Raw genomic sequence first — 24,011 nt, forward strand, 5'->3', positions numbered from 1 at the left:
GCGGCCGGCGGCCGGACTGGGACCGGCGGACGGAACCGGGCCCGCGGCCGGGACCGGAGGTCGGACCGGGACCCGTGGCCGGGCCGGGACCGGCGGCCATATTGGTCTCGACCTTTAACCGCCCCCCATCCCTTCCTTAAGCGCACCCTAAGATCCTCAACCCCCGCCCGGATCAGGCGCTTTGCCCGATTCCGGCTCGCTAGCGTGCTGCCGCACCCCACCCCCGTGAAGAGCGAAGGCAGGCACGCGCATGAGCACGCACCGGCGCAAGGTCAGCGGCAGGAACAAGGCGATCGGCGGTCTGGTGGCCGCGGCGGTCGCGGGCGGCGGCGCCGTACTGCTCACCGGGACCGCGCACGCGGCCGGCGTCGGCGCCGCGTACACGAAGACCAGCGACTGGTCGAATGGGTACACCGCCCAGTACGTCGTGACGAACAACAGCGGCGCGACGGAGAAGAGCTGGAAGCTGGAGTTCGACCTTCCGTCGGGCGCCAAGCTCAGTTCCCTGTGGAACGCCGAGTCGGCCGTGAGCGGGCAGCACGTCACCGTGACCCCGGCGAAGTGGGACACCGGCGGCCTCGCGCCCGGCAAGTCCGTCACCGTCGGCTTCGTCGTCAACGGCACCGCGGACCCGCAGGGTTGTGTCATCGACGGCGCCAAGTGCTCCGCGGACGACGGCCCGACGCCCGAGCCGAGCGGCCGCCCCACCGAGTCCCCGACCCCCACGGCGACGCCCACCCCGACGGCGACCCCCACCCCCACCGCGTCCCCGTCCCAGAGCACCGGTACCGGCACCGGCACCACGACGAGCGCCGGTTTCGCGCCCTACGTCGACACCTCCCTCTACCCGGCCTTCGACCTCCTCGCGAGCGCCGACGCCACCGGCGTGAAGACCTACAACCTCGCGTTCGTCACCGACGGCGGCGGCTGCACCCCCAAGTGGGGCGGGGTGACGGACCTCGGCAGCGACGGCGTCGCCGCCCAGATCGGCTCGCTGCGCGCCAAGGGCGGCGACGTCCGGGTCTCCTTCGGCGGCGCCTCCGGCTCGGAGCTGGCCACGACCTGCTCCTCGGCGGACGCGCTGGCCGCGGCGTACGGGAAGGTCGTGGACGCGTACAAGCTGACCAAGGTCGACTTCGACGTCGAGGGCGGCGCGCTGCCGAACACGGCGGCGAACACCCGTCGCGCCCAGGCGATAGCCAAGCTCCAGGCCCAGCACCCCGGCCTGGACGTGTCGTTCACCCTGCCGGTGATGCCCGAGGGCCTCACCCAGGACGGAGTGAACCTGCTGTCCAACGCCAAGTCCAACGGCGTGAAGACCGCCACCGTCAACATCATGGCCATGGACTACGGCGCCTCGTACAGCGGCGACATGGGCACCTACGCCGAGCAGGCCGCGACCGCCACCCAGGCACAGGTCAAGAGCGTCCTGGGGCTCTCCGACAGCGCGGCGTGGAAGGCGGTCGCGGTGACCCCGATGATCGGCGTCAACGACGTCTCCACCGAGATCTTCAAGGTCGACGACGCCACCCAGCTGGTGGACTTCGCCAAGTCCAAGGGCCTGGGCGGCCTGTCGATGTGGTCCGCGACCCGCGACAAGCAGTGCGCCGGCGGCACCAAGCCCACCGCCGACGCCACGTGCAGCTCGATCGCACAGAGCGCGTTCGCCTTCTCGAAGGCCTTCGGCGCCTTCAACTGACCCGCGCCCTCCCTCGGGAGGGTCACCGAGGTCGTGAACGGAACCGGGGCGCGGCGCCCCCCTCGGACGCCGCGCTCCCGCCCCCCGCTCTCCCACCGCCCGGCCGACCGGCCGGGCGTTCGGTCTTTCGGTCAGTCCGAGATCACCGGCGGCAGCGTTCCGGACCGCGCCGCCTGCCCGTACCAGTGGGCGCTCGACTTCGGCGTCCGGGCGAGGGTGGCGTAGTCGACGTAGACCGCGCCGAAGCGCTTCTCGTAGCCGTACGCCCACTCGAAGTTGTCCATCAGCGACCACAGGTAGTAGCCGCGGACGTCCGCGCCGTCGGTGATGGCGCGGCGGACCGCCGAGAGGTGCCCGTGCAGGTAGGAGATGCGCTCGGGGTCGTGGACGCTGCCGTCGGGTTCGGGCTTGTCGTCGCAGGCGGCGCCGTTCTCGGTGATGTACAGCGGCAGACCGGGGGCCTCCCGCGTGTAGCGCATGATCAGCTCGTGCAGGCCGGTCGGGTCGATCGTCCAGCCCATCTCCGTGCGCTCGCCCGGTGTCTGGTGGAAGGCGACGTCGTCGGCGCCCGGCCACGGGGAGTGCTCGCTGGCGCCGTGGCCGTCGGTGCGCGGACCGGTCGCCCCGGCGCCCGCCGCCGATACCAGGCACGGCGTGTAGTAGTTGAGGCCCAGGGCGTCCAGCGGCTGGTGGATCGCGCGCAGGTCGCCGTCGAGTACGTACGACCAGTCGGTGATCGACTCGGTCGCCGACAGCAGCGACTCGGGGTAGGCGCCGTGCAGGATCGGGCCGTGGAAGATCCCGTTGGCCAGATCGTCGATCTTCCGCACCGCGGCCAGGTCCGCCGGGTCCTGCGGCGAAAGCGGCCTCACCACGGAGGAGTTGAGGCTGAGCGCGACGGAGTTGCGGGCCGGCATGGCCGCGCGCAGCGCCGAAGTGCCCAGCCCATGGGCCAGGTTGAGGTGATGCGCGGCCCGCAGCGACGCCTCGGGGTCCGTGCGGCCCGGCGCGTGCACCCCGGAGGCGTAACCGAGGAACGCGCTGCACCACGGCTCGTTGAGCGTGATCCACTGCTCCACCCGGTCGCCCAGCGCCTCGCCGACGATCTGCGCGTACTCGGCGAACCGGTAGGCCGTGTCCCGCTCCGGCCAGCCGCCCGCGTCCTCCAGTTCCTGGGGCAGGTCCCAGTGGTAGAGGGTGACGGCCGGCTTGATGCCGTGGGCCAGCAGCTCGTCGACCAGGCGGCGGTAGAAGTCCAGGCCGACCTGGACGGCGGGTCCCCGGCCCGTCGGCTGCACCCGCGACCAGGAGATCGAGAACCGGTACGCCGTCAGGCCCAGCTCCGCCATCATGGCCACGTCGTCGCGGTAGCGGTGGTAGTGGTCGACAGCGATGTCACCGTGCTCGCCGCCGGCGGTCTTGCCGGGCGTATGGCTGAAGGTGTCCCAGATCGAGGGCGTACGGCCGTCCTCCCGCACCGCCCCCTCGATCTGGTACGCGGAGGTCGCCGCGCCCCAGAGGAAGGCGGGGGGAAAGGTCACCGGGGTGGCCGGCGTTGCGGCTTGAGGCATGGAAGCGCTCCCATGAGAGGTCGTACGGACCGGAGAATTCGTAAGAGGGGTGTCAGGGCGTCAGCCCTTGATCGCGCCGGCCATGATGCCGCCGACGATCTGCTTGCCGAACAGCAGGAACGCGATCAGCAGCGGCAGCGTGCCCAGCAGCGCGCCGGCCATGATCACGGCCTGGTCGGGGACGTACCCGGTGCCGAGCGAGTTCAGGGCGACCTGCACGGTCGGGTTCTGCTGGGTCAGGGCGATGATCGGCCACAGGAAGTCGTTCCAGGCGAACACGAAGGTCAGCAGGCCGAGGACGGCCATCGCGGGCCGTGCCGCGGGGAAGACCACGTGCCAGACGACTCTCAGGCTGCTCGCCCCGTCGACCCGGGCCGCCTCGATCAGCTCGCTCGGCAGCGCCTGCACCAGGTACTGGCGCATGAAGAACGTGCCGAAGGCCGTCACGAGCGTCGGCAGGATGACCGTCTGCAGCTGGTTGGACCAGCCCAGGTTCGACATCCACAGGTACAGCGGTACGACGGCCAGCTGCGGCGGGATCATCATCGTGCCGATGGTCAGCAGCAACAGGACCCCGGAGAACCTGAACCGCAGCTTGGCGAAGGCGAACCCGGCGAGCGTGGAGAACACCACCGTGCTGACGGTGATGGTGCCCGCGACGATCACGCTGTTGAGCATGGCCGTGCCGAGCCCGGCCTGGTCCCAGGCGGCCTGCATGTTCTTGAACAGGTTCCCGCCGAACCACAGCGGCGGGGGCGTCTGGGCCAGCCGCCGGTCGGTGCGCGAGGCCGCGATCGCCGTCCACACGAGAGGCGCCAGCGACACCAGCGCGAAGACACCCAGGACCAGGTAGGTCACCGGCCCCGCGTGCAGCTGCTTGCCCGCGCCCATCACCCGGCGGGTCTTCTTCGGCCTCGCCTGAGGCAGCGTCAGTTCACTGGTGGTCATTGGGACTTCCTCAGGCGTCGGGTGAACAGCAGGTTGATCACCGCGATGATCATCAGGATCAGGAACATCGTCCAGGCGATCGCCGAAGCCTTGCCGAGGTTGCCGATGATCCAGCCCTGGTCGTACATGTACAGACCGAGCGTCTGGTACTGGTGCTCCGACCCGCCCTTGGAGCCGCTGACCCCGCCGAACAGCAGGGGTTCGCCGAAGAGCTGGGTCGCGCCGATGGTGGAGACGACCACGGTGAACAGGATGGTGGGCCTGAGCTGCGGGATCGTCACATGACGGAACTGCTCCCAGCGGTTGGCCCCGTCGATCGCCGCCGACTCGTAGAGGTCGGTGGGGATCGCCTGCATCGCCGCGAGGTAGATCAGCGCGTTGTAGCCGGTCCACCGCCAGATGACGATCGACGACACCGCGAACTGCGAACCCCAGTCGGACTCACGCCAGTTGATCGGATCGATCCCGACGAAGTGCAGGATCCAGTTGATCATGCCGCCGTCCCACGAGTACAGCAGCGTGAAGACGAGCGTCGCCGCCGCCACCGAGGTGGCGTACGGGGTCAGCATCACGACCCGCCAGACGGTGGAGCCGCGCAGCCGGTAGTTCAGCAGGTGGGCGAGCCCGATCGCGGCCATCAGCTGCGGCACCGTCGAGATCAGGCCGATCGTGAAGGTGTTCTTCAGGGCGTTCCAGAAGAAGTCCGAGCTGAGCAGGTTCTTGTAGTTGTCCAGGCCGGCCCAGGTCTGGGTGTCCAGCGAGGAGAGCTGCACGTTGTGCAGCGAGTACCAGGCCGTGTACAGCAGCGGGACCAGCGAGAAGGCCCCGAAGATGATGAAGAAGGGAGCGATGAACGCGTACGGGGACGCCTTCATGTCCCAGCGGTACAGCCGGCTGCGCCAGGACGAGGGCCCCTGGGGCGGTGTACCGCGACCGTGAGCGCCCCGGGCCGCGCCCGGCGAAGTGCCGGGCGCGGCGTCGGCGCTCGTCGCGGGGTGCGCGAGAGCCTTGGAGCTGGTCACTGGCCGAGCACGTCCTTGATCTCGTTCTTGGCCGCGTCCCAGCCCTGCGAGGGGCTCTTGCCCTTCTGCTCGACCTGCAGGATGCCGACGTCCGTGAGCGCGGTGTTGATCGGCTGGTCCTTGATGCCGAAGACCTGGACCGGGATGGTCTTCGCCGAGTCACCGAAGATCTGCGTGATCGGTGCGTTGGAGAAGTACGCCGTGGTGTCGGCGGCCGGCTTCAGGTTCGCGTACGCCGACGGGGTCGACGGGAAGCTGGCCTGCTTGGCGAACACCTTCGCCTGCTGCTCGGGCGCGGTCAGCCACTTGGCCAGGGCTATGGCCTCCTTCTGGTGCTTGCCCGCCGTCGGCACGCCGAGGAAGGAGCCGCCCCAGTTGGACGCGGTCGGGGCCGCGGCCACGTCCCAGTTGCCCTTGCCGGCGTCGCCGGACTTCTGCTCGATGTAGCCGATCATCCAGGCCGGGCAGGCCACCGTGGCGAAGGACGCGTTGGCGTAGCCCTGGTCCCACGGCTTGTCGAACTGCTTCAGCTTGGCCGACATGTTGCTGGTCGCCACCGACATCGCGACGTCCCAGGCCTTCTTCACGCCGTCGGACTTGTCCCAGATGACGTTGCCGCTCTTGTCGTAGTAGCGCTCGCTCGCGCCACCGAGGGCCGCGTTGTAGATCGAGGAGGCCGAGTCCACGAACTTGGTGCCCTTGGGCGCCTTCTTCATGTACTCCTTGCCCAGGTCGACGTACTTCGCCCAGTCGCCCTTCCACTGCGCGGCGAGCTTGGTGCGGTCCGTTTCCAGGCCGGCCTTCTTGAACAGGTCCTTGCGGTAACAGATCGCCATGGGACCGACGTCCGTGCCGAGCCCGATCAGCTTGCCGTCCTTCGTGGTGGCCTGGGCGTTCTTCCAGTCCAGCCACTGGGACTTGTCGACGTCCTTGCCGAGGTCGACGAACTTGCTGCCCTGCGTCTGCACGGCCTCGGTGATGTTGCCGACCTCGATGGCCTGCACGTCGTCCGTGCCGGAGCCGGCCTGCAGGCGAGTGAGCACCTTCGGCCAGTACACGTCGGTACGAGTGGTGACGTTCTCCTTGATGCTGATGTTCGGGTGCAGCTTCATGTACTCGTCGTAGAGGCCGGCCTGCTTGTAGCCGAACACACCGAAGGTACCGATGGTCAGCGTGGTCTTACCCTTGCCGCTGCCACCACCGTCGTTCGACGAACCGCTGTCCGAGTCCTTGGAGCAGCCGGCCAGCAGCCCCGTGGCCAGCGCGGCCACGGCCGCGACGGCCATGAGCCTGCGGGACCGTCGGGTACTCGTGCCCATTTGCGTCCTCCTGTTGCCTGACGTGCCGACCCCCCGGCCAACGGCATTGTTGGGCCCGTTCGTGCTCGCTGCGGCTCGGGCGGGGAACGTGCGGGATGTGTATGTGTCAGGTACTGTGGGAGCGCTCCCACAGGTGATGTGTTGAAGGTTCGTCGGTTCGGGCGGGGGTGTCAAGGGAGCAGACGCGGAGTTATGCGTTCAGTTATCTGGCCGTTAAGTGGAATAGCGGGGTCCGTGACCTGCTCCCTCCAGACGGTCCCCGGCCCGGGAACGACGGCACCCTGTGGCAGTCACCGCTGCTCGCGGGGCTGTTAGATTCCAGCCAACGTAGGTCCATGGGAGGGCGGAGCCAATGGCAACAGGCCACGGAGCGCGGGGTCGCAGCGGAGGCCGGCCCACCCTCGAAGAGGTCGCCGCGCGAGCCGGCGTGGGCCGCGGCACGGTCTCCCGGGTCATCAACGGTTCCCCCCGCGTGAGCGAGGCGACCCGCGCGGCGGTCGAGGCGGCCGTCGCCGAGCTCGGCTACGTCCCCAACACGGCCGCGCGTGCCCTGGCCGCCAACCGCACCGACGCGATCGCCCTGGTGGTCCCCGAGCCGGAGACGCGCTTCTTCGCCGAGCCCTACTTCTCGGACATGCTCAAGGGCGTGGGCGCGGAGATCTCCGACACGGAGATGCAGTTGCTGCTGATCTTCGCGGGCAGCGACCGGGAGCGCAGGAGGCTCGCCCAGTACCTGGCCGCGCACCGGGTGGACGGCGTCCTGCTGGTCTCGGTCCACGCGGACGACCCGCTCCCCGACCTGCTCGCCCAGCTGGAGATCCCGGCGGTCATCAGCGGTCCCCGCTCGGCCGCCGAGACCCTGACCTCGGTGGACTCCGACAACTACGGAGGCGGCCGCTCGGCCGCGGAGCACCTGCTCGCCCGGGGCCGTCACAAGATCGCCCACATCACCGGCCGCCTCGACGTCTACGGCGCCCAGCGGCGCGTCGACGGCTACCGGGACGCCCTGCGCGACGCGGGCCACAAGGTCGACGAGGCCCTGATCGAGCCGGGCGACTTCACCGAGGAGGGCGGCCGTCGCGCGATGACCCGTCTGCTGTCCCGCTGCCCCGACCTGGACGCGGTCTTCGCCGGCTCGGACGTCATGGCGGCCGGCGCCCGCCAGGTCCTGCGCGAGGAGGGCCGCCGCATCCCCGACGACGTGGCCCTCGTCGGCTACGACGACTCGGCCATCGCCCGCCACATGGACCCGCCGCTCACCAGCGTCCGCCAGCCCATCGAGGAGATGGGCCGCCGCATGATCGACCTCCTCCTGGAGGAGATCGCCGACCGCCGCCCGGCCGCGTCCCGCGGCCTTGAGCGCCGCCAGGTGGTGCTGGCCACGGAGCTGGAGGCACGGGCGTCGTCGTGACGATGGCCGCTCAGCGCGGCAGTGCCAGGCGCCAGCGGCGTTCGCCCTCGTGCTCCTCGTTCGTCGGGGTCAGGCCGGCCGCCCGGGCGACGGCGGCGGAGGCCGCGTGGTCGGGGTGGATGTGCGCCGACACCGTGGACACTGAGGCGTGCCGGCCGAGCAGCGCCACGAGTCCGCGCGCCGCCTCGGAGGCGTAGCCGCGGCCCTGCCAGGGCGTGCCGACCACCCAGGCGATCTCCGCGTCCGGCCCCGCGACGGTGGCCTGGACCGTCCCCACCAGCCGGGAGTCCTCCCGTCGCCGCAGCACCCAGTTGCACCAGGAGACGGCCGGGTCGCGGGAGCCGGCGACCAGACGCTCGTAGCGGGCGCGGAGGGCTTCGGTGGAGTGCGGGCTGCCGCCGATGAAGGTGTGCAGCGCCGGGTCGGACAGTACGGCGGCCATCTCGTCGGCGTGGCCGACGCTCAGCGGGACCGCGTCCAGGCGGGCCGTGCGGAACGGCTCGGTGGCCAGGGGAGGAGTCTCGGTCATCGTCGGCACCCTATGCCGGAGGACGAGGTGGGCGGCCCGGAACGCGAATCAGCCGGTGGCTCCGTCTTCACGGAGCCACCGGCCGATCGTTCAGGGTGAGTGACGGGACTCGAACCCGCGACATCCTGGACCACAACCAGGTGCTCTACCAGCTGAGCTACACCCACCATGACCGGTAGTGGACTTGGGGTCTTTCCGACCGGCCGAGAAAAAGTGTACAGGGTCCGAAGGGGTGCTCGCGCACGGCTTTCGCGGCCCCCCTCCGGCGACCCGTGTCACCCTTGCTGAGCAGGCAGGACGTGCTTCGCCGCGATCGATCTGGCGGTGTCCGAGTCCGGTCCGGGCTGCGGTACGAAGATGGCCTCGCGGTAGTAGCGCAGCTCGGCGATCGACTCCCGGATGTCGGCGAGGGCGCGGTGGTTGCCGTTCTTCTCGGGGCTGTTGAAGTAGGCGCGGGGGTACCAGCGCCGGGCGAGCTCCTTGACGGAGCTGACGTCGACGATCCGGTAGTGCAGGTAGTCCTCGAGGGTCGGCATGTCGCGCAGCAGGAAACCGCGGTCCGTGCCGACCGAGTTGCCGCACAGCGGGGCCTTGCCGGGTTCCTTGACGTGCTCGCGGACGTAGGAGAGGACCTGGTCCTCGGCGTCCTGCAGCGTCGTGCCGCCGGGGAGCTCCGCCAGCAGCCCGGACGCGGTGTGCATCTGACGCACCACCTCCGGCATCGTCTCCAGGGCCTGGTCCGGCGGCCGGATGACGATGTCGACTCCTTCGCCGAGCACGTTCAGCTCGGAGTCGGTGACGAGGGCGGCCACCTCGATGAGCGCGTCGTCGGACAGCGAGAGGCCGGTCATCTCGCAGTCGATCCACACCATGCGATCGTTCATGCGACCACCCTAAAGCTGGCGCCTGTTTTTGGGGTGACCGGTGTCGCGGTCGGCGTCCCAGGGGGCTGCGCCCCCAGGACCCCGCTTCGGCCCGAAGGGCCTCGTCCTCGAACGCCGGACGGGCCGGAGTCCGCCCGGCGTTCCGAGGTCATGTCCCGCTGCGCTGGCCGGGCACGCTCGCGCGGCCGGCCATGTACGCCTCGCGGCCGTTCTCCGCGGACGCGGTCGCCGTCGACAGCGACGGTCCCGCTCCCACCGCGCTCGCCGCCGCCCGCCGGCTCTGCAGCGGCACCGGACCCTCGGGGTGCAGCAGCGGCGGCGGACCGGCCGCGCCGTCGACGTCGGCCGGCTTGTCGCTCTGCGGACGCCGGGCCCGGTACGCGGCACGGTACGCCGCCGGCGACGAGCCGAGCTGACGGCGGAAGTGGCCGCGCAGCGCCACCGGCGAGCGGAAGCCGCAGCGGCCCGCGACCTCGTCCACCGAGTAGTCCGACGTCTCCAGCAGACGCTGGGCCTGCAGCACCCGCTGGGTGATCAGCCACTGCAGCGGGGCGCTGCCCGTCAGCGACCGGAAACGGCGGTCGAAGGTGCGGCGGCTCATGTACGCGCGCGCGGCGAGAGTCTCCACGTCGAACTGCTCATGGAGGTGCTCCAGCGCCCAGGCGACGACCTCGGCGAGCGGGTCGGCGCCGATCTCCTCGGGTAAAGAGCGGTCCAGGTAGCGTTCCTGGCCTCCTGTCCGGCGCGGCGGGACCACCAGGCGGCGGGCGAGCGCGCCGGCCGCCTCGTTGCCGTGGTCCGTGCGGACGATGTGGAGACAGAGGTCGATTCCGGCCGCCGTACCGGCCGATGTCAGTACGTCTCCGTCGTCGACGAAGAGTTCCCTCGGATCCACGTGCACCGACGGATAGCGCTTGGCCAGCGTCGGTGCGTACATCCAGTGTGTGGTCGCGGGGCGGCCGTCCAGCAGGCCCGCCGCCGCCAGTACGAAGGCGCCGGTGCACAGCCCGACTATGCGGGCGCCTTCCTCGTGCGCCCGGCGCAGAGCGTCGAGCGCCTCCTCCGGCGGCGGTGAGGTGATCGAACGCCAGGCCGGCACGACGACCGTCCCGGCGCGGGAGATCGCCTCCAGGCCATGTGGCGCGGTGAGTTCCAGGCCCCCTGTGGTCCGCAGCGGGCCTTCCTCGCCGGCCGCCACCAGCAGGCGGTAGCGCGGCACGCCGGCGTCCTGGCGGTCAATCCCGAACACCGACAGCGGAATGGAACTCTCGAAGATGGGGCCGCCGCTGAACAGCAGCACCGCGACGATCTCCTTGCGGCGTCGCCCGGAAAGCTTCCGGGCCGCGGCTTCCGGCGCGGCGGTGGAGTCGTGGCTCATACTGCTAAGCCCCCCTCGGTGGTCGCGGCTCCTCGGTTGTGTCGCTCCTGCACGTTTCCCCTCGGTCCTGCACGAGTCCCCCGCCGTAAGACGTCAAGATCGAATCTACTGTGTCCCGTGGTGCCGGGGTGACCCAGTTCGGGAACCGGCACATTGTCGACATGGCAACTTGGCGTGAAGCATTCGATCACGAAGCGTTGCACTCGTGGGCCGTGCAGGGAAGTGCGCCTTGTCGCGGTGGCCAATCCACATAGGGTACGCGGGGCCCCGTACCCCCTTTCCGTGCAGGTCGAACGGGGGTTGGGGGGTGGTCCGGGGGTGGGATGCACGGGTGTCGGAAGTTGGCTGAAAAGCGTCGGGCGCGTGCGCGGAAACCGGTCAGCCGACCGGTGTGCTTCCGCCGGTGTGACGTCCGCCTCGGTGAGCGCCCGTACCCGTTCTGTGACGGCGCCCGGGGCGGGGTGCGTCCTCCTCGGCGGGGAGCCGGGCCGCGCCCCGCTCGGACTGGCGCAGCAGCAGCCGGCACACCGCTGTGACGGCGGCGAGGCCGAGGGCGGTTCCCGTCGCTCCGGCGAGCGAGGTGCCGTACCAGAGGAGGACCACGGGCACCAGGACGCAGCTGAAGGCCGCCCAGCGCACGACGTCGGTCGCCGGGTTCTCGGGCGGGCGGGACGGGTCGGGGGCGTGGGGCGGTCCGGGCATGCGTGCTCCCTGGGGGGACGGGTCACGGAGTTCAACGCGTGTTCGACCGGTCGGTCACTGCACGTCCGTGCGCGATGTGGGCCCGCGTCGGGTGAATCCTGTGCGAACCGCCTGTACAGCGCAGCAACCATTGCGTTACGGGCGCCCCCTCGTGCATGCTCCCTGGAACCCCCACCGACGGAGGGCGGGATCTGGGCTAAGGAGGCGTGCCGCCGTACCCTTGGGGGTATGGGGCGGGAAAGATGATTCCCGGACAGCTCCGCCGCACACTGTCGTCCCTCCCATAAAGGATCAAAACGCCGAGACAGCCATGGCCGGTCACGAATTCTTCGAACCCAGGGACCGCAAGCGGCCCGTCGCCGACCCCACGGCGGCCGAGCCCCTGGCGGCGGAAGAGCCACGCCATTCCTGCGATCCCGCTTTCAAGCACGGAGTGGTCGTCGGCTTCGACGGCTCCACGTCCAGTGAACGCGCCCTCGCGTACGCCATCGGCATGGCCCACCGCTCCGGCTCGGGCCTGATCATCGTGCACGTCGCCAACCGGCTGCCCACCACGGTGTGGGCGGGCTGCGAGCCGCCGGTCTTCGTGGACGTGCCGGACCACCGGACCGAGGTGCTCGGGCTCGAACTCGCCTGCGCCGACTACCTCGCCGAAGTGCCGTGGATCCTGGTCGAGCGCGGCGGTGACATCTGCCACGAACTCGAAGAGGTGGGGCGCGAGTACGAGGCCGACGCGATCGTCGTCGGCTCGACGCACGGCATCGTCGGACGGATCTTCGGCTCCGTCGCGGGGCGGCTCGCCAAGCGGGCCAAGCGGCCCGTCATCGTCATCCCCTGAGTTCCCCGCTCTCCCAACTCCCTTGTGCAGCGCGAAACTACTCGCGCGTAGAGGTGTTTGTGCCCTTGTGAAGGGCATACCTCTTGCGCGACGCGCTGCAGGCCGGGGGGTGACGGCCACCGGCTGACGCAGCGGCGGACCGGAGCGTTGGGCGGCTCCGGTCCCTGAAGGAACGACCCCCTGTGTCGGTGGCACACAGGGGGTCGTTCACGTCCGCGCCGTTCATGTCCCGCCGCGGACAGGGCGGTTGCTACTCCACCGTCACCGACTTCGCGAGGTTCCGCGGCTTGTCGATGTCCCGGCCGAGGGCAAGTGCCGTGTGGTAGGCGAGCAGTTGGAGCGGGATGCCCATCAGGATGGGGTCCAGCTCGTCCTCGTTCTTGGGCACCACGATGGTGTGGTCGGCCTTCTCCTGGTCCTGGTGGGCCACCGCCAGGATCCTGCCGCTGCGGGCCTTGATCTCCTCCATCGCGGCGCGGTTCTTCTCCAGCAGGTCGTCGTCGGGGACGATCGCCACGGTGGGCAGGGCCGGCTCGATGAGGGCCAGGGGGCCGTGCTTGAGCTCGGAGGCGGGGTAGGCCTCCGCGTGGATGTAGGAGACCTCCTTGAGCTTCAGGGAGGCCTCGCGGGCCACGGGGTAGCCGCGAACCCGGCCGATGAAGAGCATCGAACGGGCGTCGGCGTACTGCTCGGCCAGCTTCTTGATCTCGTCCTCGTGCTGAAGGACCTCGGTGATCTGCTCGGGCAGCTTGCGCAGGCCCTCGATGATCCGCTTGCCGTCGCGCACCGACAGGTCACGGGTGCGGCCCAGGTGCAGGGCGAGCAGCGCGAAGGCGACCGTGGTGTTCGTGAAGCACTTCGTGGAGACGACGCAGACCTCGGGGCCGGCGTGGACGTAGATGCCCGCGTCCGCCTCGCGCGCGATCGCCGAGCCGACCACGTTGACGATGCCGAAGACCCGCGCGCCCTTGCGCTTGAGCTCCTGGACGGCGGCCAGGACGTCGTAGGTCTCACCGGACTGGGAGACGGCGACGTACAGGGTGTCGGGGTCCACGACCGCGTTGCGGTAGCGGAACTCGGAGGCCGGCTCGGCGTCCGCGGGGATGCGGGCCAGCTCCTCGATCATCTGGGCGCCGATCATGCCCGCGTGGTACGAGGTGCCGCAGCCGAGGATCTTCACCCGGCGGATCTGCCGGGCCTCGCGGGCGTCCAGGTTCAGGCCGCCGAGGTGCACGGTGGAGAAGCGGTCGTCGATGCGGCCGCGCAGGACGCGGTCGACCGCCTCGGCCTGCTCGTGGATCTCCTTGTGCATGTAGGTGTCGTGGCCGCCCATGTCGTAGGAGGCCGCCTCCCACTCCACGGTGGTCGGCTCCGCCGTCGTACGGGTGCCCTCGGTGGTGAAGGTGCGGAAGTCGTCGGCCTTGAGGGTGGCCATCTCGCCGTCGTCGAGGGTCACTATCTGCCGCGTGTGGGCGACCAGCGCGGCGATGTCCGAGGCGACGAACATCTCCTTCTCGCCGATGCCGAGGACGACCGGGGAGCCGTTTCGCGCCACCACGATGCGGTCGGGGAAGTCGGCGTGCATCACGGCGATGCCGTACGTGCCCTCGATGACCCGCAGGGTCTCGCGGACCTTGTCCTCCAGCTTCTCGGCCTGCGAGCGGGCGATCAGGTGGGTGAGGACCTCGGTGTCGGTCTCGGAGAGGAACTCGACGCCGTCCGCCTCCAGCTTGCGGCGCAGGTCGGAGGCGTTGTCGATGATGCCGTTGTGGACGACGGCGACCTTGTGGTCGGCCGACATGTGCGGGTGGGCGTTCACGTCGGACGGGGCGCCGTGGGTGGCCCAGCGGGTGTGGGCGATACCGGTCGTGCCCTTGAAGCGGGCCGGGACCTTCGCCTCCAGGTCGCGCACCCGGCCCTTGGCCTTGACCATCTTCAGGCCGGCCGTCTTCGGGGAGGTGACGACTATGCCCGCCGAGTCGTAGCCGCGGTACTCGAGCCGCTGCAGGCCCTCCAGCAGCAGGGGGGCGACGTCACGCTTCCCGATGTATCCGACGATTCCGCACATGTATGGGTATCCCGTTTCTCTGGCCGTACAGGTCAGCCGTAGACGATGCGGCGCAGCTGCCTGAGCGTGAGCTCCGGCGGAGCCACCGCACGGTAGTGCAGGTCCGCCTCGATCCGTTCGAAGATCTCCGCGTTCACCAGGCCCTGGGCCTGAAGCTCGCGGTGGCGGCGACGGACGTACTGCGTGGTCGTCTCGTCGAAGTAGGCGAGCACGTCCTGAATCACCCGCAGTGCCTCGCCCCGGCTCAGAGGCGTGGACCGCGTCAGATGATCAACGAGTTCGTCGTGCACCCGGTAGATCCTGAGGTACGAGCGAGGCTTTCGCAAGAATCCTGCCCGATATCGGGCAAGGGTCTGGAGAGGTTCCTTGGGGTTCTCATGAACCTCTGTTTGCGGTCCGGCCATCCCTCGTCTTGTGTCCGGTCGCTCGTATGGACGAGTTTCAGACGCCATGGACATTCCTCGTATGGGCGTACCCGACAAGCTCGCCGAGCGCATGAGCATGGCCGAGCAGCACGAGTACCTGCGCGCCAGATTCTCGCGGCGCAACCTGATGAGAGGCGGCGCCGTCACGCTCGGCGCCGTCGCCGGTGGCGCGTTCGTGCCGGGCGCGGCCGCCCAGGCCGCCGTGCCGACCCAGAGCCGCACCCAGGCCGAGTACGTCGACGGCGCGCTCGTCGCCCCCTTCGGGCGTCACCTCGCCTTCGGCAACGACCCGCGCACGGAGATGACGATCTCCTGGCAGGTCCCGGTCGCCGTGAAGAAGCCCTTCGTCCGCGTCGGCGCCCACCCCTGGGACCTCTCGCGCAAGATCGAGGCCGAGGTCCGCAGCCTCTACACGCCGGCCGGCGTCGGCGCGAGCGGCGATCACACGCAGTACTACCTGCACGCCCGGCTCACCCACCTGCGCCCCGGCCGCACGTACTACTACGGCGTCGGCCACGAGGGCTTCGACCCGGCCGAGGCGCACCTGCTGGGCACCCTGGGCACCTTCACCACCGCCCCCGACCGCAGCAAGCCGTTCACCTTCACGGCCTTCGGCGACCAGGGCGTCAGCTACCACGCGCTGGCCAACGACAGCCTGATCCTCGGCCAGAACCCGGTCTTCCACCTGCACGCGGGCGACATCGCCTACGGCGACCCGGCCGGCCAGGGCAAGACCACCGACACCGGCTTCGACTCGCGCACCTGGGACCAGTTCCTGTACCAGACCGAGTCGGTCGCCAAGTCGGTTCCGTGGATGGTGAGTTACGGCAACCACGACATGGAGGCCTGGTACTCGCCCAACGGCTACGGCGGCGAGGAGGCCCGCTTCACGCTGCCCGACAACGGGCCGGACAAGGCCAACCTGCCGGGCGTGTACTCCTTCGTCTACGGCAACACGGCGATCATCTCGCTCGACCCGAACGACGTCTCCTACGAGATCCCGGCCAACCTCGGCATCTCCGGCGGCACCCAGACCACGTGGTTCGAGGGCCAGCTGAAGAAGTTCCGCGCCTCGAAGGACATCGACTTCGTCATCGTCTTCTTCCACCACTGCGCCTACTGCACCTCCACCGCGCACGCCTCGGAGGGCGGCGTACGGCAGGAGTGGGTGCCGCTGTTCGAGAAGTACACGGTGGACCTGGTCATCAACGGCCACAACCACCAGTACGAGCGCACCGACCTCATCAAGGGCGACAAGGTCACCAAGAAGCTGCCGATCGGCGAGACCGCGTACCCCGAGACCGAGGGCGTCGTCTACGTGACGGCGGGCGCCGCCGGCCGCAGCCTGTACGCGTTCAGCGCGCCCGACTCCTACGAGGGCCACCTGAACGAGCGCGACTCCGTCGCCTCCTTCGTCAACACCAAGGACGGCAAGGTCAACGAGACCGTCGCCTGGTCCCGGGTGCGCTACCTCAACTACTCCTTCCTGCGCGTGGACGTCGAGCCCGCGTCGAAGGGGCGCTACGCCAGGTTGAAGGTGTCGGGCATCGCCGAGACCGGTGACCGGATCGACCACTTCACGGTGGCGCGCAGGGCCAAGTAGCCCGCGTCGAGAACCGGCGGGCGGTCCTCACAGGCGCTTGAGGATCGCCTGCTTGGCCATCGCGAACTCCTCGTCCGTCAGCACGCCCGTGCGGTGCAGCTCGCCGAGTTCGCGCAGTCGGCGCAGCAGCGCGTCGTGGTCGTCCCGGGGCGCCTCCCGCAGCTCCTTCGGCGGCTCCTCGGCCGTCGCCGCCGACGGGTGCGGCAGCCGCGCCTGGACGGCCGCCGCGACCAGGGCCATCAGCGGGTCCTTCTTGAAGCCCCACAACTCCACGGAGTTGGGGTCGTACTTGGCCGGCGCGCTCGTCTGCGCGCCCCGCACCGCGAACCGCAGATGCCCGTTCTCCAGGCCGACGGCCGGCTGCCACTCCACCCCGAGCAGATCGGTGACGGCGAGCGTGCGGGTGCCGGCTGCGGCCTTGGCGTCCTCCGTCTTCCAGTTCCACTCCAGGCGTACGTGCTCGCCGTCGAAGCTCGCCGTGCCGTCCCCGGCGGAGACCGACAGCGGCACGGAGGGGCCCGGCAGCAGGTACGCGTCCACCGGCTCGGAGGGGACCTCGTCCAGCAGCAGGGCGCCCCGGACCTCGTCCACGAAGTACTCGGCCACCCCGTAGCGGTCGGATTCCACCAGCAGTTGGTAGGGGTCGTTGGGCTCGGTCAGACGGCCCCCGGAGGCGTGCAGCAGCGGGTCGGCGCCGTCGCGCAGCCGCAGCCTCAGCCGCCCCGACTTCTTGCCCTGCTCGAACGAGACACCGGCCAACGCGCCCAGCGGGACGACGAGTTCACCCAGGGTCCGGCGAAGAAGGCTGACGTTCCGCTCCCGCCCGGGGGTCAGTCGCAGGGCGTCGCCGTCGAAGGCCCACGTGCCGTCCTTCTGGATGATTTCCGCCATGGGGGGATTGTTTCACCGGTTGTGCGGGAGAGTGGTCTCTACCAATCGGAGGGAGTGCATGTGAGACTGCACCGCGTTCTGGGATCGGTGCTGCTCGTGGCGGCGGCAGGCACCTTCACGGTAGGAGCGACCACGGTGACCTCGGTGACGAAAGAGAGTCCGGCCCCCCTCGGCCGGGTGGTTCCCGCCCCCGAGTCGGTCAGGCCGGGCGGCGCGCCGTACCGGATCACCGACTCCACCGTCATCCGCGTCGACGACTCCCTGAAGGCGCGCCGGATCGGCCAGTACCTCGCCGACGTCCTGCGCCCGTCGACCGGCTACCGGCTGCCGCTGGTCACGCACGGCAGCAGCGGCATCCAACTGCGCCTCACCCACGGCCGGTTCGGGGCGGAGGGCTACCGCCTCGACAGCGGACCCGACGGCGTTCGCATCACCGCGAACGAGCACGCCGGCCTCTTCCACGGCGTCCAGACCCTGCGCCAACTGCTCCCGGCGGCCGTCGAGAAGGACTCCGTACAGCCCGGACCGTGGCTGGTCGCGGGCGGCACCATCACGGACCGCCCGCGCTACGCCTACCGCGGCGCGATGCTCGACGTCTCCCGCCACTTCTTCACCGTGGCCCAGGTCAAGCGCTACATCGACGAGTTGGCCCTCTACAAGGTCAACAAGCTGCATCTGCACCTCAGCGACGACCAGGGCTGGCGCATCGCGATCGACTCCTGGCCCCGCCTCGCCACCTACGGCGGCTCGACCGAGGTCGGCGGCGGCGAGGGCGGCCACTACACCAAGGCCGACTACAAGGAGATCGTCCGCTACGCGGCCTCCCGCTATCTGGAGGTCGTGCCGGAGATCGACATGCCCGGCCACACCAACGCGGCCCTCGCCTCCTACGCCGACCTGAACTGCGACGGAGTGGCACCCCCGCTGTACACCGGCACCGACGTCGGCTTCAGCTCGCTGTGCGTCGGCAAGGACCTCACCTACGACTTCGTGGACGACGTCATCCGCGAGCTGGCGGCGATCACGCCCGGCCGCTATCTGCACATCGGCGGCGACGAGGCGCACTCCACCAGCCACGAGGACTACGTGAAGTTCATGGACCGGGTGCAGCCGGTCGTCGCCAAGTACGGCAAGACGGTGATCGGCTGGCACCAGCTGACCGGCGCCCACCCGGCCAAGGGCGCCCTCGCCCAGTACTGGGGCCTGGACGACACCAGTGCCGCGGAGAAGGAGCAGGTCGCGAAGGCCGCGCAGACCGGCACCGGGCTGATCCTGTCGCCCGCCGACCGGATCTACCTCGACATGAAGTACACCGAGGACACCCCGCTCGGCCAGGACTGGGCCGGCCTGGTGGAGGTCAGGCGGTCCTACGACTGGGATCCGGGCGACTACCTTCCCGGAGCGCCGAGTTCGGCCATCAAGGGCGTCGAGGCACCGCTGTGGACCGAGACGATCGCGACGAGCGCCGACATCGACCAGATGGTCTTCCCGCGGCTCGCGGGTGCCGCCGAACTCGGCTGGTCGCAGGCTGCCGCGCTCGACTGGGACGCCTACCGCGTGCGGCTCGCCGCGCAGGGGCCGCGGTGGGACGCGCTGGGCATCGGCTACTACCGGTCGCCGCAGGTGCCGTGGCCCGCGCGGTAGACCGCTGATGCCGGGCGGGCACCCCGGAGGACCGTACTCCGGGGTGCCCGCCCGGCGTGATCAGAACCGGGCGACGGGATTGTCGAGGGTTCCGATCAGCTGGAGGGCGCCCGAGGGGTCCGCGAGGTCGACCATCTGCCGGTTGTCCCGCAGTTGCAGCCGGTTGAGGCAGGACAGCGCGAACTCGGGCGCGAACAGGTCGTAGCGCTCGAACTTCTCGGCGAGTTCGGGCACCGACGCCTGGTACTCGCGGGTGACGTCGGCGACCGTCCGCCAGAAGTCGTCCTCCTCCAGGACCCCCTCGTCGGCGAGGTTCGCGGCGAGGAAGCGGAAGAAGCAGTCGAAGACGTCGGTGAAGATCGACAGCAGCTTCTTGTCCTCCGGCACCTCGACCCGGATCCGCCGCACCTCCGGCGGCAGCACCGCGTCGGGGTCCATGACGGCGATCTCCTCGGCGATGTCCTTGTAGATCGCGCGCTGTACGGCGCCGTCCCTCAGCACGAGGATCACGTTCTCGCCGTGCGGCATGTAGACCAGGTCGTAGGCGTAGAAGCTGTGCAGCAGCGGCACGAAGTACGCCCGCAGGTACTGCCGCAGCCACTCGGTCGGCGCCAGGCCCGACCGCTCGATCAGGGCCGCCGCGAACGAGGCGCCCTCGTGGTCGACGTGCAGCAGGGAGGCCATCGTGGCGAGCGACTCGCCGTCCTGGAGGCCGGCCACCGGGCTCTCGCGCCACAGCGCGGCGAGCATCTTGCGGTACGGCGAGTAGCGGTCGGTCGCCTTCTCGTACTCCAGGTGCCGGTAGCCGACGGCGGCCCGCTCCCGGATGATCGTCAGACCCGTGGACTTCAGCACCGGGTCGCCCTCGACGAGCTGGGCCAGCCAGTCGTTGATCGCCGGGGTCGCCTCCATGTAGGCGGCCGAAAGTCCGCGCATGAAGCCCATGTTGAGGACGGACAGGGCCGTCTTCACGTAGTGCTTCTCGGGGTGGGAGCGGTTGAAGAAGGTCCGGATGGACTGCTGGGCCAGGTACTCGTCGTCGCCCTCGCCCAGGCAGACCAGGTTGCGGCGGGCCACCTCGGCGGCGAAGGTGACGGTGAGCTTGTTCCACCACTGCCAGGGGTGCACGGGTATGAACAGGTAGTCGGCCGGGTCCAGGCCCTGCTCGCGCAGGACGCCGTGGAAGCGTTCGACGGTCGCCTCGCCCAGCTCGTCGCGCACGAACGTCTCGTACTCGATCCCGACGCCCGCCGTGAAGGCCGCGCGGGAACGGTGGGCGGCCAGCCACACCAGACGGACCGGGCTCGCGGTCTCGGGGGCGTACGACAGGTACTCGTGGATGCCGAAGCCGAGCCGTCCGTTGTTGGCGACGAAGCAGGGGTGGCCCTCGGTCATGCCCGTCTCGATGGCCTGGAAGCCGGAGCGGGCCAGTTCGGCGACCGGGAGCTGCGGTTTGGTGAGCTTGTAGCAGGTGCCGGAGAGGGTGGAGGAGATCTCCTCCAGGTAGACCGGGAGGATCTCGTCGCTCAGGCCGAGGGTGTCCTTCAGCTCGACGAAGAAGTCCAGTGCGGCCAGGGGGAGTTCGGCTCCGTCACGGGTGCGGGAGAGGGAGGCGGGGTCGATCCGCCAGTGGTCGAGGGCGCGGCGGGCGGCGGTGAAGCGGTAGCTGGTCAGGCCGTCGTCGCCGCGGACGACGTACGCGTCGCCGTCCTTCTCCGGCGTGATCAGCCGCTCGTGCGCGAACTCGGCCAGGGCCTTGCGGATCAGGTGGCGGTTGGCCTTCTCCCAGCGTTCGGGGGAGAGGTGGGCCACGGCGTCGGCGAGGGTCATACCAGCACCGCCTTCTCGAACCGTTCGCGTGTGCAGAAGCTCAACAACGCTTTCTTCTCCGGCTTCCGGATCTCCCGCTCGGGCACGAACCCGACGGCTTCGTTCAGGGCGTGGACGGCCTTGTTGGAGACGTCCGGCTCGACGACCACGCGCCTGACCGCCGGGTCCTCGAAGAGGTGCTTCATGACGGCGGTGATGACGGCGCGGGTGAAGCCGTGGACGGGGGTGTCGGTGGGCGGGGTGAGGAAGTGCATGCCCACGTCCCCGGGCAACGGCTCGTAGAGGCCGACGAGTTCGCGGTGGGCCGGGTCGTACCTCTCCATGAGGAAGGCGGGCACGCCGTCCCCGTCGAGCCCGAGCAGCGCGTGGTGGTGCTCGTCGGCCGCGATCTCCATGTAGGCCCGCTCGACGTCCTCCAGCCTCGCGTCCTGCATCATCCAGAAGGCCGCCTTGGGATGGGTCACCCAGGAGTGGAGGAGCTCGGCGTCCCGCAGCGGGTCCAGCGGGCGGAAGGTGAAGGTCATACGGCGAACTCCTGGAAGGCGATGGTCTTCTCGACCGGGTAGTACTCGGTGCCGAGCAGCTCGCGGATGATGTAGCTGTTGCGGTAGGCGCCCATGCCCAGGTCGGGGGATGTGACGCTGTGCGTGTGCACGCCGGCGTTCTGAAGGAAGACGCCCCGGCCGGTGGTGTCGATGGAGTAGTTGCGGGCGACGTCGAAGCGGCCGTGGCCGTCGAAGCGGAGGCGGTCGCGGATGGGGGCGAGGAAGGCCGGCGGCTCGTAGTGGTAGCCGGTGGCCAGCACCAGGCCCTCGGTCCGGATCTCGAAGTCCTTGTCCTGCTCGTCCTGGTGGAACCCGAGCTCGTAGCGTATGCCTTCGTAACGGGCGCTGACGAGCGAGGAGTTGGTGAGCAGGCGGGTGGGGACCGGGCGGTCGCCGCTCTCGACGTCCTTCTGGTAGAGCAGGTCGAAGATCGAGTCGATCAGGTCCGAGTTGATGCCCTTGAACAGGCCCTTCTGCTGCTTCTCCAGCCGGTAGCGGGTCTCCTCGGGCAGCGCGCGGAAGTAGTCGATGTAGTCCGGGGAGGTCATCTCCAGGGTGAGTTTGGTGTACTCCAGCGGGAAGAACCGCGGGGAGCGGGTGACCCAGTTGAGCTCGTAGCCGTGGACGTCGATCTCGGCGAGGAGTTCGTGGTAGATCTCCGCGGCGCTCTGGCCGCTGCCGACGACCGTGATCGACGCCTTGCGCCGCAGCTCCGCCTTGCGGTGCGCGTACTGCGCGGTGTGGACGAGGTCGCCCTCCAGGTCCCGGCAGGCCTCCGGGACGAAGGGGACCGTACCGGTGCCGAGGACGAGCCGGCGGGCGCGGAAGGCGTCGCCGGCCTCGGTGCGCACGATGTACAGCCCGTCTTCGTACGTCACCTCGCGCACCGTCGCACCGAACCGGACGCTGCCGAGCCGGCCGGCCGCCCAGCGGCAGTAGTCGTCGTACTCGACGCGCAGCGGGTAGAAGTTCTCGCGGATGTAGAACGAGTACAGCCGGCCCTTCTCCTTCAGGTAGTTGAGGAAGGAGTACGGCGAGGTCGGATCGGCCAGGGTGACCAGGTCCGACATGAACGGGGTCTGCAGGTGGGCGCCGTCCAGGAACATGCCCGCGTGCCACTCGAAGTCCGGCTTGGACTCCAGGAAGAGGCCGTCGAGTTCGGCGATCGGCTCGGTCAGGCAGGCCAGGCCGAGGTTGAAGGGGCCGAGCCCGATGCCCACGAAGTCGTAGGTGTGCGAGGCGGGTTCAGGAAGCGCGGTCAAGGGACTCTCCCAGGTACTGCTCGGCGTGGCCGGCGATCAGGTCGAGGACGGCGGCGATGTCCTCGGCCGTCGTCTCGGGGTTGAGCAGGGTGAACTTCAGGTAGTGGCGGCCGTGGACCTTGGTGCCCGCGACGACCGCGGCCCCGGAGGCGAACAGGGCCTTGCGGGCATGGAGGTTGGCGCGGTCGATCTCGGCCGGGTCGGTCACGGCCGCCGGGACGTAGCGGAAGACGAGAGTGGACAGGGTCGGCCGGACGACGACGTCGAAGCGGGGGTCGCCGGCCAGCAGCCGCCAGCCCTCCTCCGCCAGGTCGCAGACCTCGTCGAAGAGTCGGCCGACGCCGTCGGCGCCCATCACCCGCAGGGTCATCCACAGCTTGAGGGCGTCGAACCGGCGGGTGGTCTGCAGGGACTTGTCGACCTGGTTGGGGATGCGCTCCTGCACCATGCGCCGCGGGTTGAGGTACTCGGCGTGGTAGGTGGCGTGGCGCAGGGTCGCTGCGTCGCGGACCAGGACGGCGGACGAACTCACCGGCTGGAAGAAGGACTTGTGGTAGTCGACGGTGACCGAGTCGGCGCGTTCGATGCCCGCGAGGCGGTCCCGGTGCTTCAGGGAGGCCAGCAGTCCGCAGCCGTAGGCGGCGTCGACGTGCATCCAGGTGCCGTACTGGGCGCACAGCTCGGCGATCTCGGGCAGCGGGTCGATGGAGCCGAAGTCGGTGGTGCCGGCGGTGGCGACGACGGCCATGGGGACCAGGCCGTCCGCCCGGCAGCGCTCCAGTTCACGGGCGAGGGCGACGGTCTGCATCCGCTTGTCGTGGCCGACGGGGACGGTGACGACGGCTTCGGGGCCGAGGCCGAGCAGTTTGGCGGACTTCTGCACGCTGAAGTGGCCGACCTCGGAGGCGAAGACGCGCAGGTGGGCCAGGCTGTCGCTCTTGGCCTCCTCGCGGGCGAGCAGCAGCGCCTGGAGGTTGGACTGGGTGCCGCCGGAGGTGAACACGCCGTCGGCGCCTGCGCCGAGGCCGATGCGGGCGGCCGTCCAGTCGATGAGCTTGCGCTCGATCAGGGTGCCGCCGGCCGACTGGTCCCAGGTGTCCAGGGAGGAGTTGACGGCGGACAGGACGGCCTCGCCGAGGACGGCCGGGATGACGACCGGGCAGTTGAGGTGGGCGAGATAGCGGGGGTGGTGGAAGTAGACCGCGTCGCGCAGGTAGACCTCCTCCAGCTCGTCCAGGACCGCGCCGGCGTCGCCCAGCGGGCGGTCCAGGTCGATGGCGTCGATCCGGGGGGCGAGGGCGTCGACGGTGACACCGGTGAACGGACGGTCGGTGGTGGCGAGTTTGGCCGCCACCCGCTCTACTCCTTCGGTCACGGAGCGGCGGTAGTGCTCCGCGGTGAGGTCATTGAGCAGGTGCGAGCGCATGTGGGGGCCCTCCGGT

At 69.9% G+C, this 24,011-nt stretch carries 20 protein-coding genes and 1 tRNA gene; 5 read left to right on the top strand and 16 right to left on the bottom strand.

Going from position 1 to position 24,011, the window contains the following annotated elements; all coding sequences use genetic code 11:
* The first annotated feature begins 250 nt into the window (after positions 1 to 250).
* Positions 251 to 1,699: a cellulose binding domain-containing protein gene (locus ACIGDI_RS00975; protein WP_399888643.1), complete on the top strand. Its 1,449-nt coding sequence runs from the start codon at positions 251 to 253 to the stop codon at positions 1,697 to 1,699.
* A 131-nt stretch (positions 1,700 to 1,830) separates the two neighbouring features.
* Here the strand turns inward: ACIGDI_RS00975 and ACIGDI_RS00980 are convergent, their stop codons facing one another.
* The 4 genes from ACIGDI_RS00980 to ACIGDI_RS00995 are packed head-to-tail and all read right to left on the bottom strand — an operon-like array spanning position 1,831 to position 6,559.
* On the bottom strand, positions 1,831 to 3,270 hold the full coding sequence (locus ACIGDI_RS00980) for a GH1 family beta-glucosidase (protein WP_399888646.1): 1,440 nt from the start codon (positions 3,268 to 3,270) through the stop codon (positions 1,831 to 1,833).
* A gap of 60 nt (positions 3,271 to 3,330) precedes the next feature.
* A complete protein-coding gene (locus ACIGDI_RS00985) occupies positions 3,331 to 4,218 on the bottom strand; it encodes a carbohydrate ABC transporter permease (protein WP_399888649.1) in 888 nt (295 codons plus the stop codon).
* Positions 4,215 to 5,240: a carbohydrate ABC transporter permease gene (locus ACIGDI_RS00990; protein ID WP_200705717.1), complete on the bottom strand. Its 1,026-nt coding sequence runs from the start codon at positions 5,238 to 5,240 to the stop codon at positions 4,215 to 4,217. The genes ACIGDI_RS00985 and ACIGDI_RS00990 overlap by 4 nt, the downstream gene beginning before the upstream one ends.
* On the bottom strand, positions 5,237 to 6,559 hold the full coding sequence (locus ACIGDI_RS00995) for an ABC transporter substrate-binding protein (RefSeq protein WP_351565559.1): 1,323 nt from the start codon (positions 6,557 to 6,559) through the stop codon (positions 5,237 to 5,239). The genes ACIGDI_RS00990 and ACIGDI_RS00995 overlap by 4 nt, the downstream gene beginning before the upstream one ends.
* A gap of 352 nt (positions 6,560 to 6,911) precedes the next feature.
* On the opposite strand from ACIGDI_RS00995, the gene ACIGDI_RS01000 reads away from it, so the two are divergent.
* Positions 6,912 to 7,970: a LacI family DNA-binding transcriptional regulator gene (locus ACIGDI_RS01000; protein WP_200705719.1), complete on the top strand. Its 1,059-nt coding sequence runs from the start codon at positions 6,912 to 6,914 to the stop codon at positions 7,968 to 7,970.
* Between the two features lie 10 nt (positions 7,971 to 7,980).
* Here ACIGDI_RS01000 and ACIGDI_RS01005 read toward each other — a convergent pair whose 3' ends face one another.
* From ACIGDI_RS01005 to ACIGDI_RS01025, 5 genes are all read right to left on the bottom strand, one after another.
* Positions 7,981 to 8,499: a GNAT family N-acetyltransferase gene (locus ACIGDI_RS01005; protein ID WP_399888654.1), complete on the bottom strand. Its 519-nt coding sequence runs from the start codon at positions 8,497 to 8,499 to the stop codon at positions 7,981 to 7,983.
* 94 nt (positions 8,500 to 8,593) lie between these two features.
* Positions 8,594 to 8,666: transfer RNA gene (locus ACIGDI_RS01010), tRNA-His, on the bottom strand.
* A 108-nt stretch (positions 8,667 to 8,774) separates the two neighbouring features.
* Positions 8,775 to 9,383: an oligoribonuclease gene (gene orn, locus ACIGDI_RS01015; protein WP_272174142.1), complete on the bottom strand. Its 609-nt coding sequence runs from the start codon at positions 9,381 to 9,383 to the stop codon at positions 8,775 to 8,777.
* A gap of 148 nt (positions 9,384 to 9,531) precedes the next feature.
* Positions 9,532 to 10,761: a helix-turn-helix domain-containing protein gene (locus ACIGDI_RS01020; RefSeq protein WP_399888657.1), complete on the bottom strand. Its 1,230-nt coding sequence runs from the start codon at positions 10,759 to 10,761 to the stop codon at positions 9,532 to 9,534.
* 378 nt (positions 10,762 to 11,139) lie between these two features.
* Positions 11,140 to 11,463: a hypothetical protein gene (locus ACIGDI_RS01025; RefSeq protein ID WP_399888660.1), complete on the bottom strand. Its 324-nt coding sequence runs from the start codon at positions 11,461 to 11,463 to the stop codon at positions 11,140 to 11,142.
* Positions 11,464 to 11,773: 310 nt separating this feature from the next.
* Here ACIGDI_RS01025 and ACIGDI_RS01030 point away from each other — a divergent pair, with 310 nt between their 5' ends.
* Positions 11,774 to 12,301 carry a universal stress protein gene (locus ACIGDI_RS01030; protein WP_200700081.1) on the top strand — a complete coding sequence of 176 codons (528 nt, stop codon included), beginning with the start codon at positions 11,774 to 11,776 and terminating at the stop codon, positions 12,299 to 12,301.
* Positions 12,302 to 12,551: 250 nt separating this feature from the next.
* Here ACIGDI_RS01030 and glmS read toward each other — a convergent pair whose 3' ends face one another.
* Both glmS and ACIGDI_RS01040 read right to left on the bottom strand, forming a co-directional pair.
* Complete coding sequence (glmS, locus tag ACIGDI_RS01035) at positions 12,552 to 14,369, bottom strand: glutamine--fructose-6-phosphate transaminase (isomerizing) (protein WP_200700082.1); 1,818 nt, start codon at positions 14,367 to 14,369, stop codon at positions 12,552 to 12,554.
* A gap of 32 nt (positions 14,370 to 14,401) precedes the next feature.
* Positions 14,402 to 14,659: a hypothetical protein gene (locus ACIGDI_RS01040; RefSeq protein WP_142152164.1), complete on the bottom strand. Its 258-nt coding sequence runs from the start codon at positions 14,657 to 14,659 to the stop codon at positions 14,402 to 14,404.
* A gap of 175 nt (positions 14,660 to 14,834) precedes the next feature.
* Here ACIGDI_RS01040 and ACIGDI_RS01045 point away from each other — a divergent pair, with 175 nt between their 5' ends.
* On the top strand, positions 14,835 to 16,397 hold the full coding sequence (locus ACIGDI_RS01045; protein WP_399888664.1) for a fibronectin type III domain-containing protein: 1,563 nt from the start codon (positions 14,835 to 14,837) through the stop codon (positions 16,395 to 16,397).
* Positions 16,398 to 16,424: 27 nt separating this feature from the next.
* Here the strand turns inward: ACIGDI_RS01045 and ACIGDI_RS01050 are convergent, their stop codons facing one another.
* Positions 16,425 to 17,288, bottom strand: a complete 864-nt coding sequence (locus ACIGDI_RS01050; RefSeq protein ID WP_399888667.1) for a DUF4429 domain-containing protein — start codon at positions 17,286 to 17,288, stop codon at positions 16,425 to 16,427.
* 60 nt (positions 17,289 to 17,348) lie between these two features.
* Here ACIGDI_RS01050 and ACIGDI_RS01055 point away from each other — a divergent pair, with 60 nt between their 5' ends.
* The gene (locus tag ACIGDI_RS01055) at positions 17,349 to 18,932 is read left to right on the top strand and encodes a beta-N-acetylhexosaminidase (protein WP_399888669.1); all 1,584 of its coding nucleotides are present in this window, start codon (positions 17,349 to 17,351) and stop codon (positions 18,930 to 18,932) included.
* Positions 18,933 to 18,992: 60 nt separating this feature from the next.
* Here ACIGDI_RS01055 and ACIGDI_RS01060 read toward each other — a convergent pair whose 3' ends face one another.
* The 4 genes from ACIGDI_RS01060 to desA are packed head-to-tail and all read right to left on the bottom strand — an operon-like array spanning position 18,993 to position 23,995.
* Positions 18,993 to 20,762, bottom strand: coding sequence for an IucA/IucC family protein (locus tag ACIGDI_RS01060; RefSeq protein ID WP_399888672.1), 1,770 nt, complete (start codon positions 20,760 to 20,762; stop codon positions 18,993 to 18,995).
* The gene (locus ACIGDI_RS01065) at positions 20,759 to 21,286 is read right to left on the bottom strand and encodes a GNAT family N-acetyltransferase (protein WP_399888675.1); all 528 of its coding nucleotides are present in this window, start codon (positions 21,284 to 21,286) and stop codon (positions 20,759 to 20,761) included. Before ACIGDI_RS01065 ends, ACIGDI_RS01060 begins: the two co-directional genes overlap by 4 nt.
* Positions 21,283 to 22,569, bottom strand: a complete 1,287-nt coding sequence (locus ACIGDI_RS01070) for a lysine N(6)-hydroxylase/L-ornithine N(5)-oxygenase family protein (protein ID WP_399888678.1) — start codon at positions 22,567 to 22,569, stop codon at positions 21,283 to 21,285. Before ACIGDI_RS01070 ends, ACIGDI_RS01065 begins: the two co-directional genes overlap by 4 nt.
* The gene (gene desA / locus ACIGDI_RS01075; protein ID WP_399888681.1) at positions 22,553 to 23,995 is read right to left on the bottom strand and encodes a lysine decarboxylase DesA; all 1,443 of its coding nucleotides are present in this window, start codon (positions 23,993 to 23,995) and stop codon (positions 22,553 to 22,555) included. Before desA ends, ACIGDI_RS01070 begins: the two co-directional genes overlap by 17 nt.
* Between the last annotated feature and the right edge of the window lie 16 nt (positions 23,996 to 24,011).

Origin of the sequence: Streptomyces sp. NPDC085900 (assembly GCF_044540925.1) — a bacterium.
Classification (GTDB): domain Bacteria; phylum Actinomycetota; class Actinomycetes; order Streptomycetales; family Streptomycetaceae; genus Streptomyces; species Streptomyces gilvifuscus.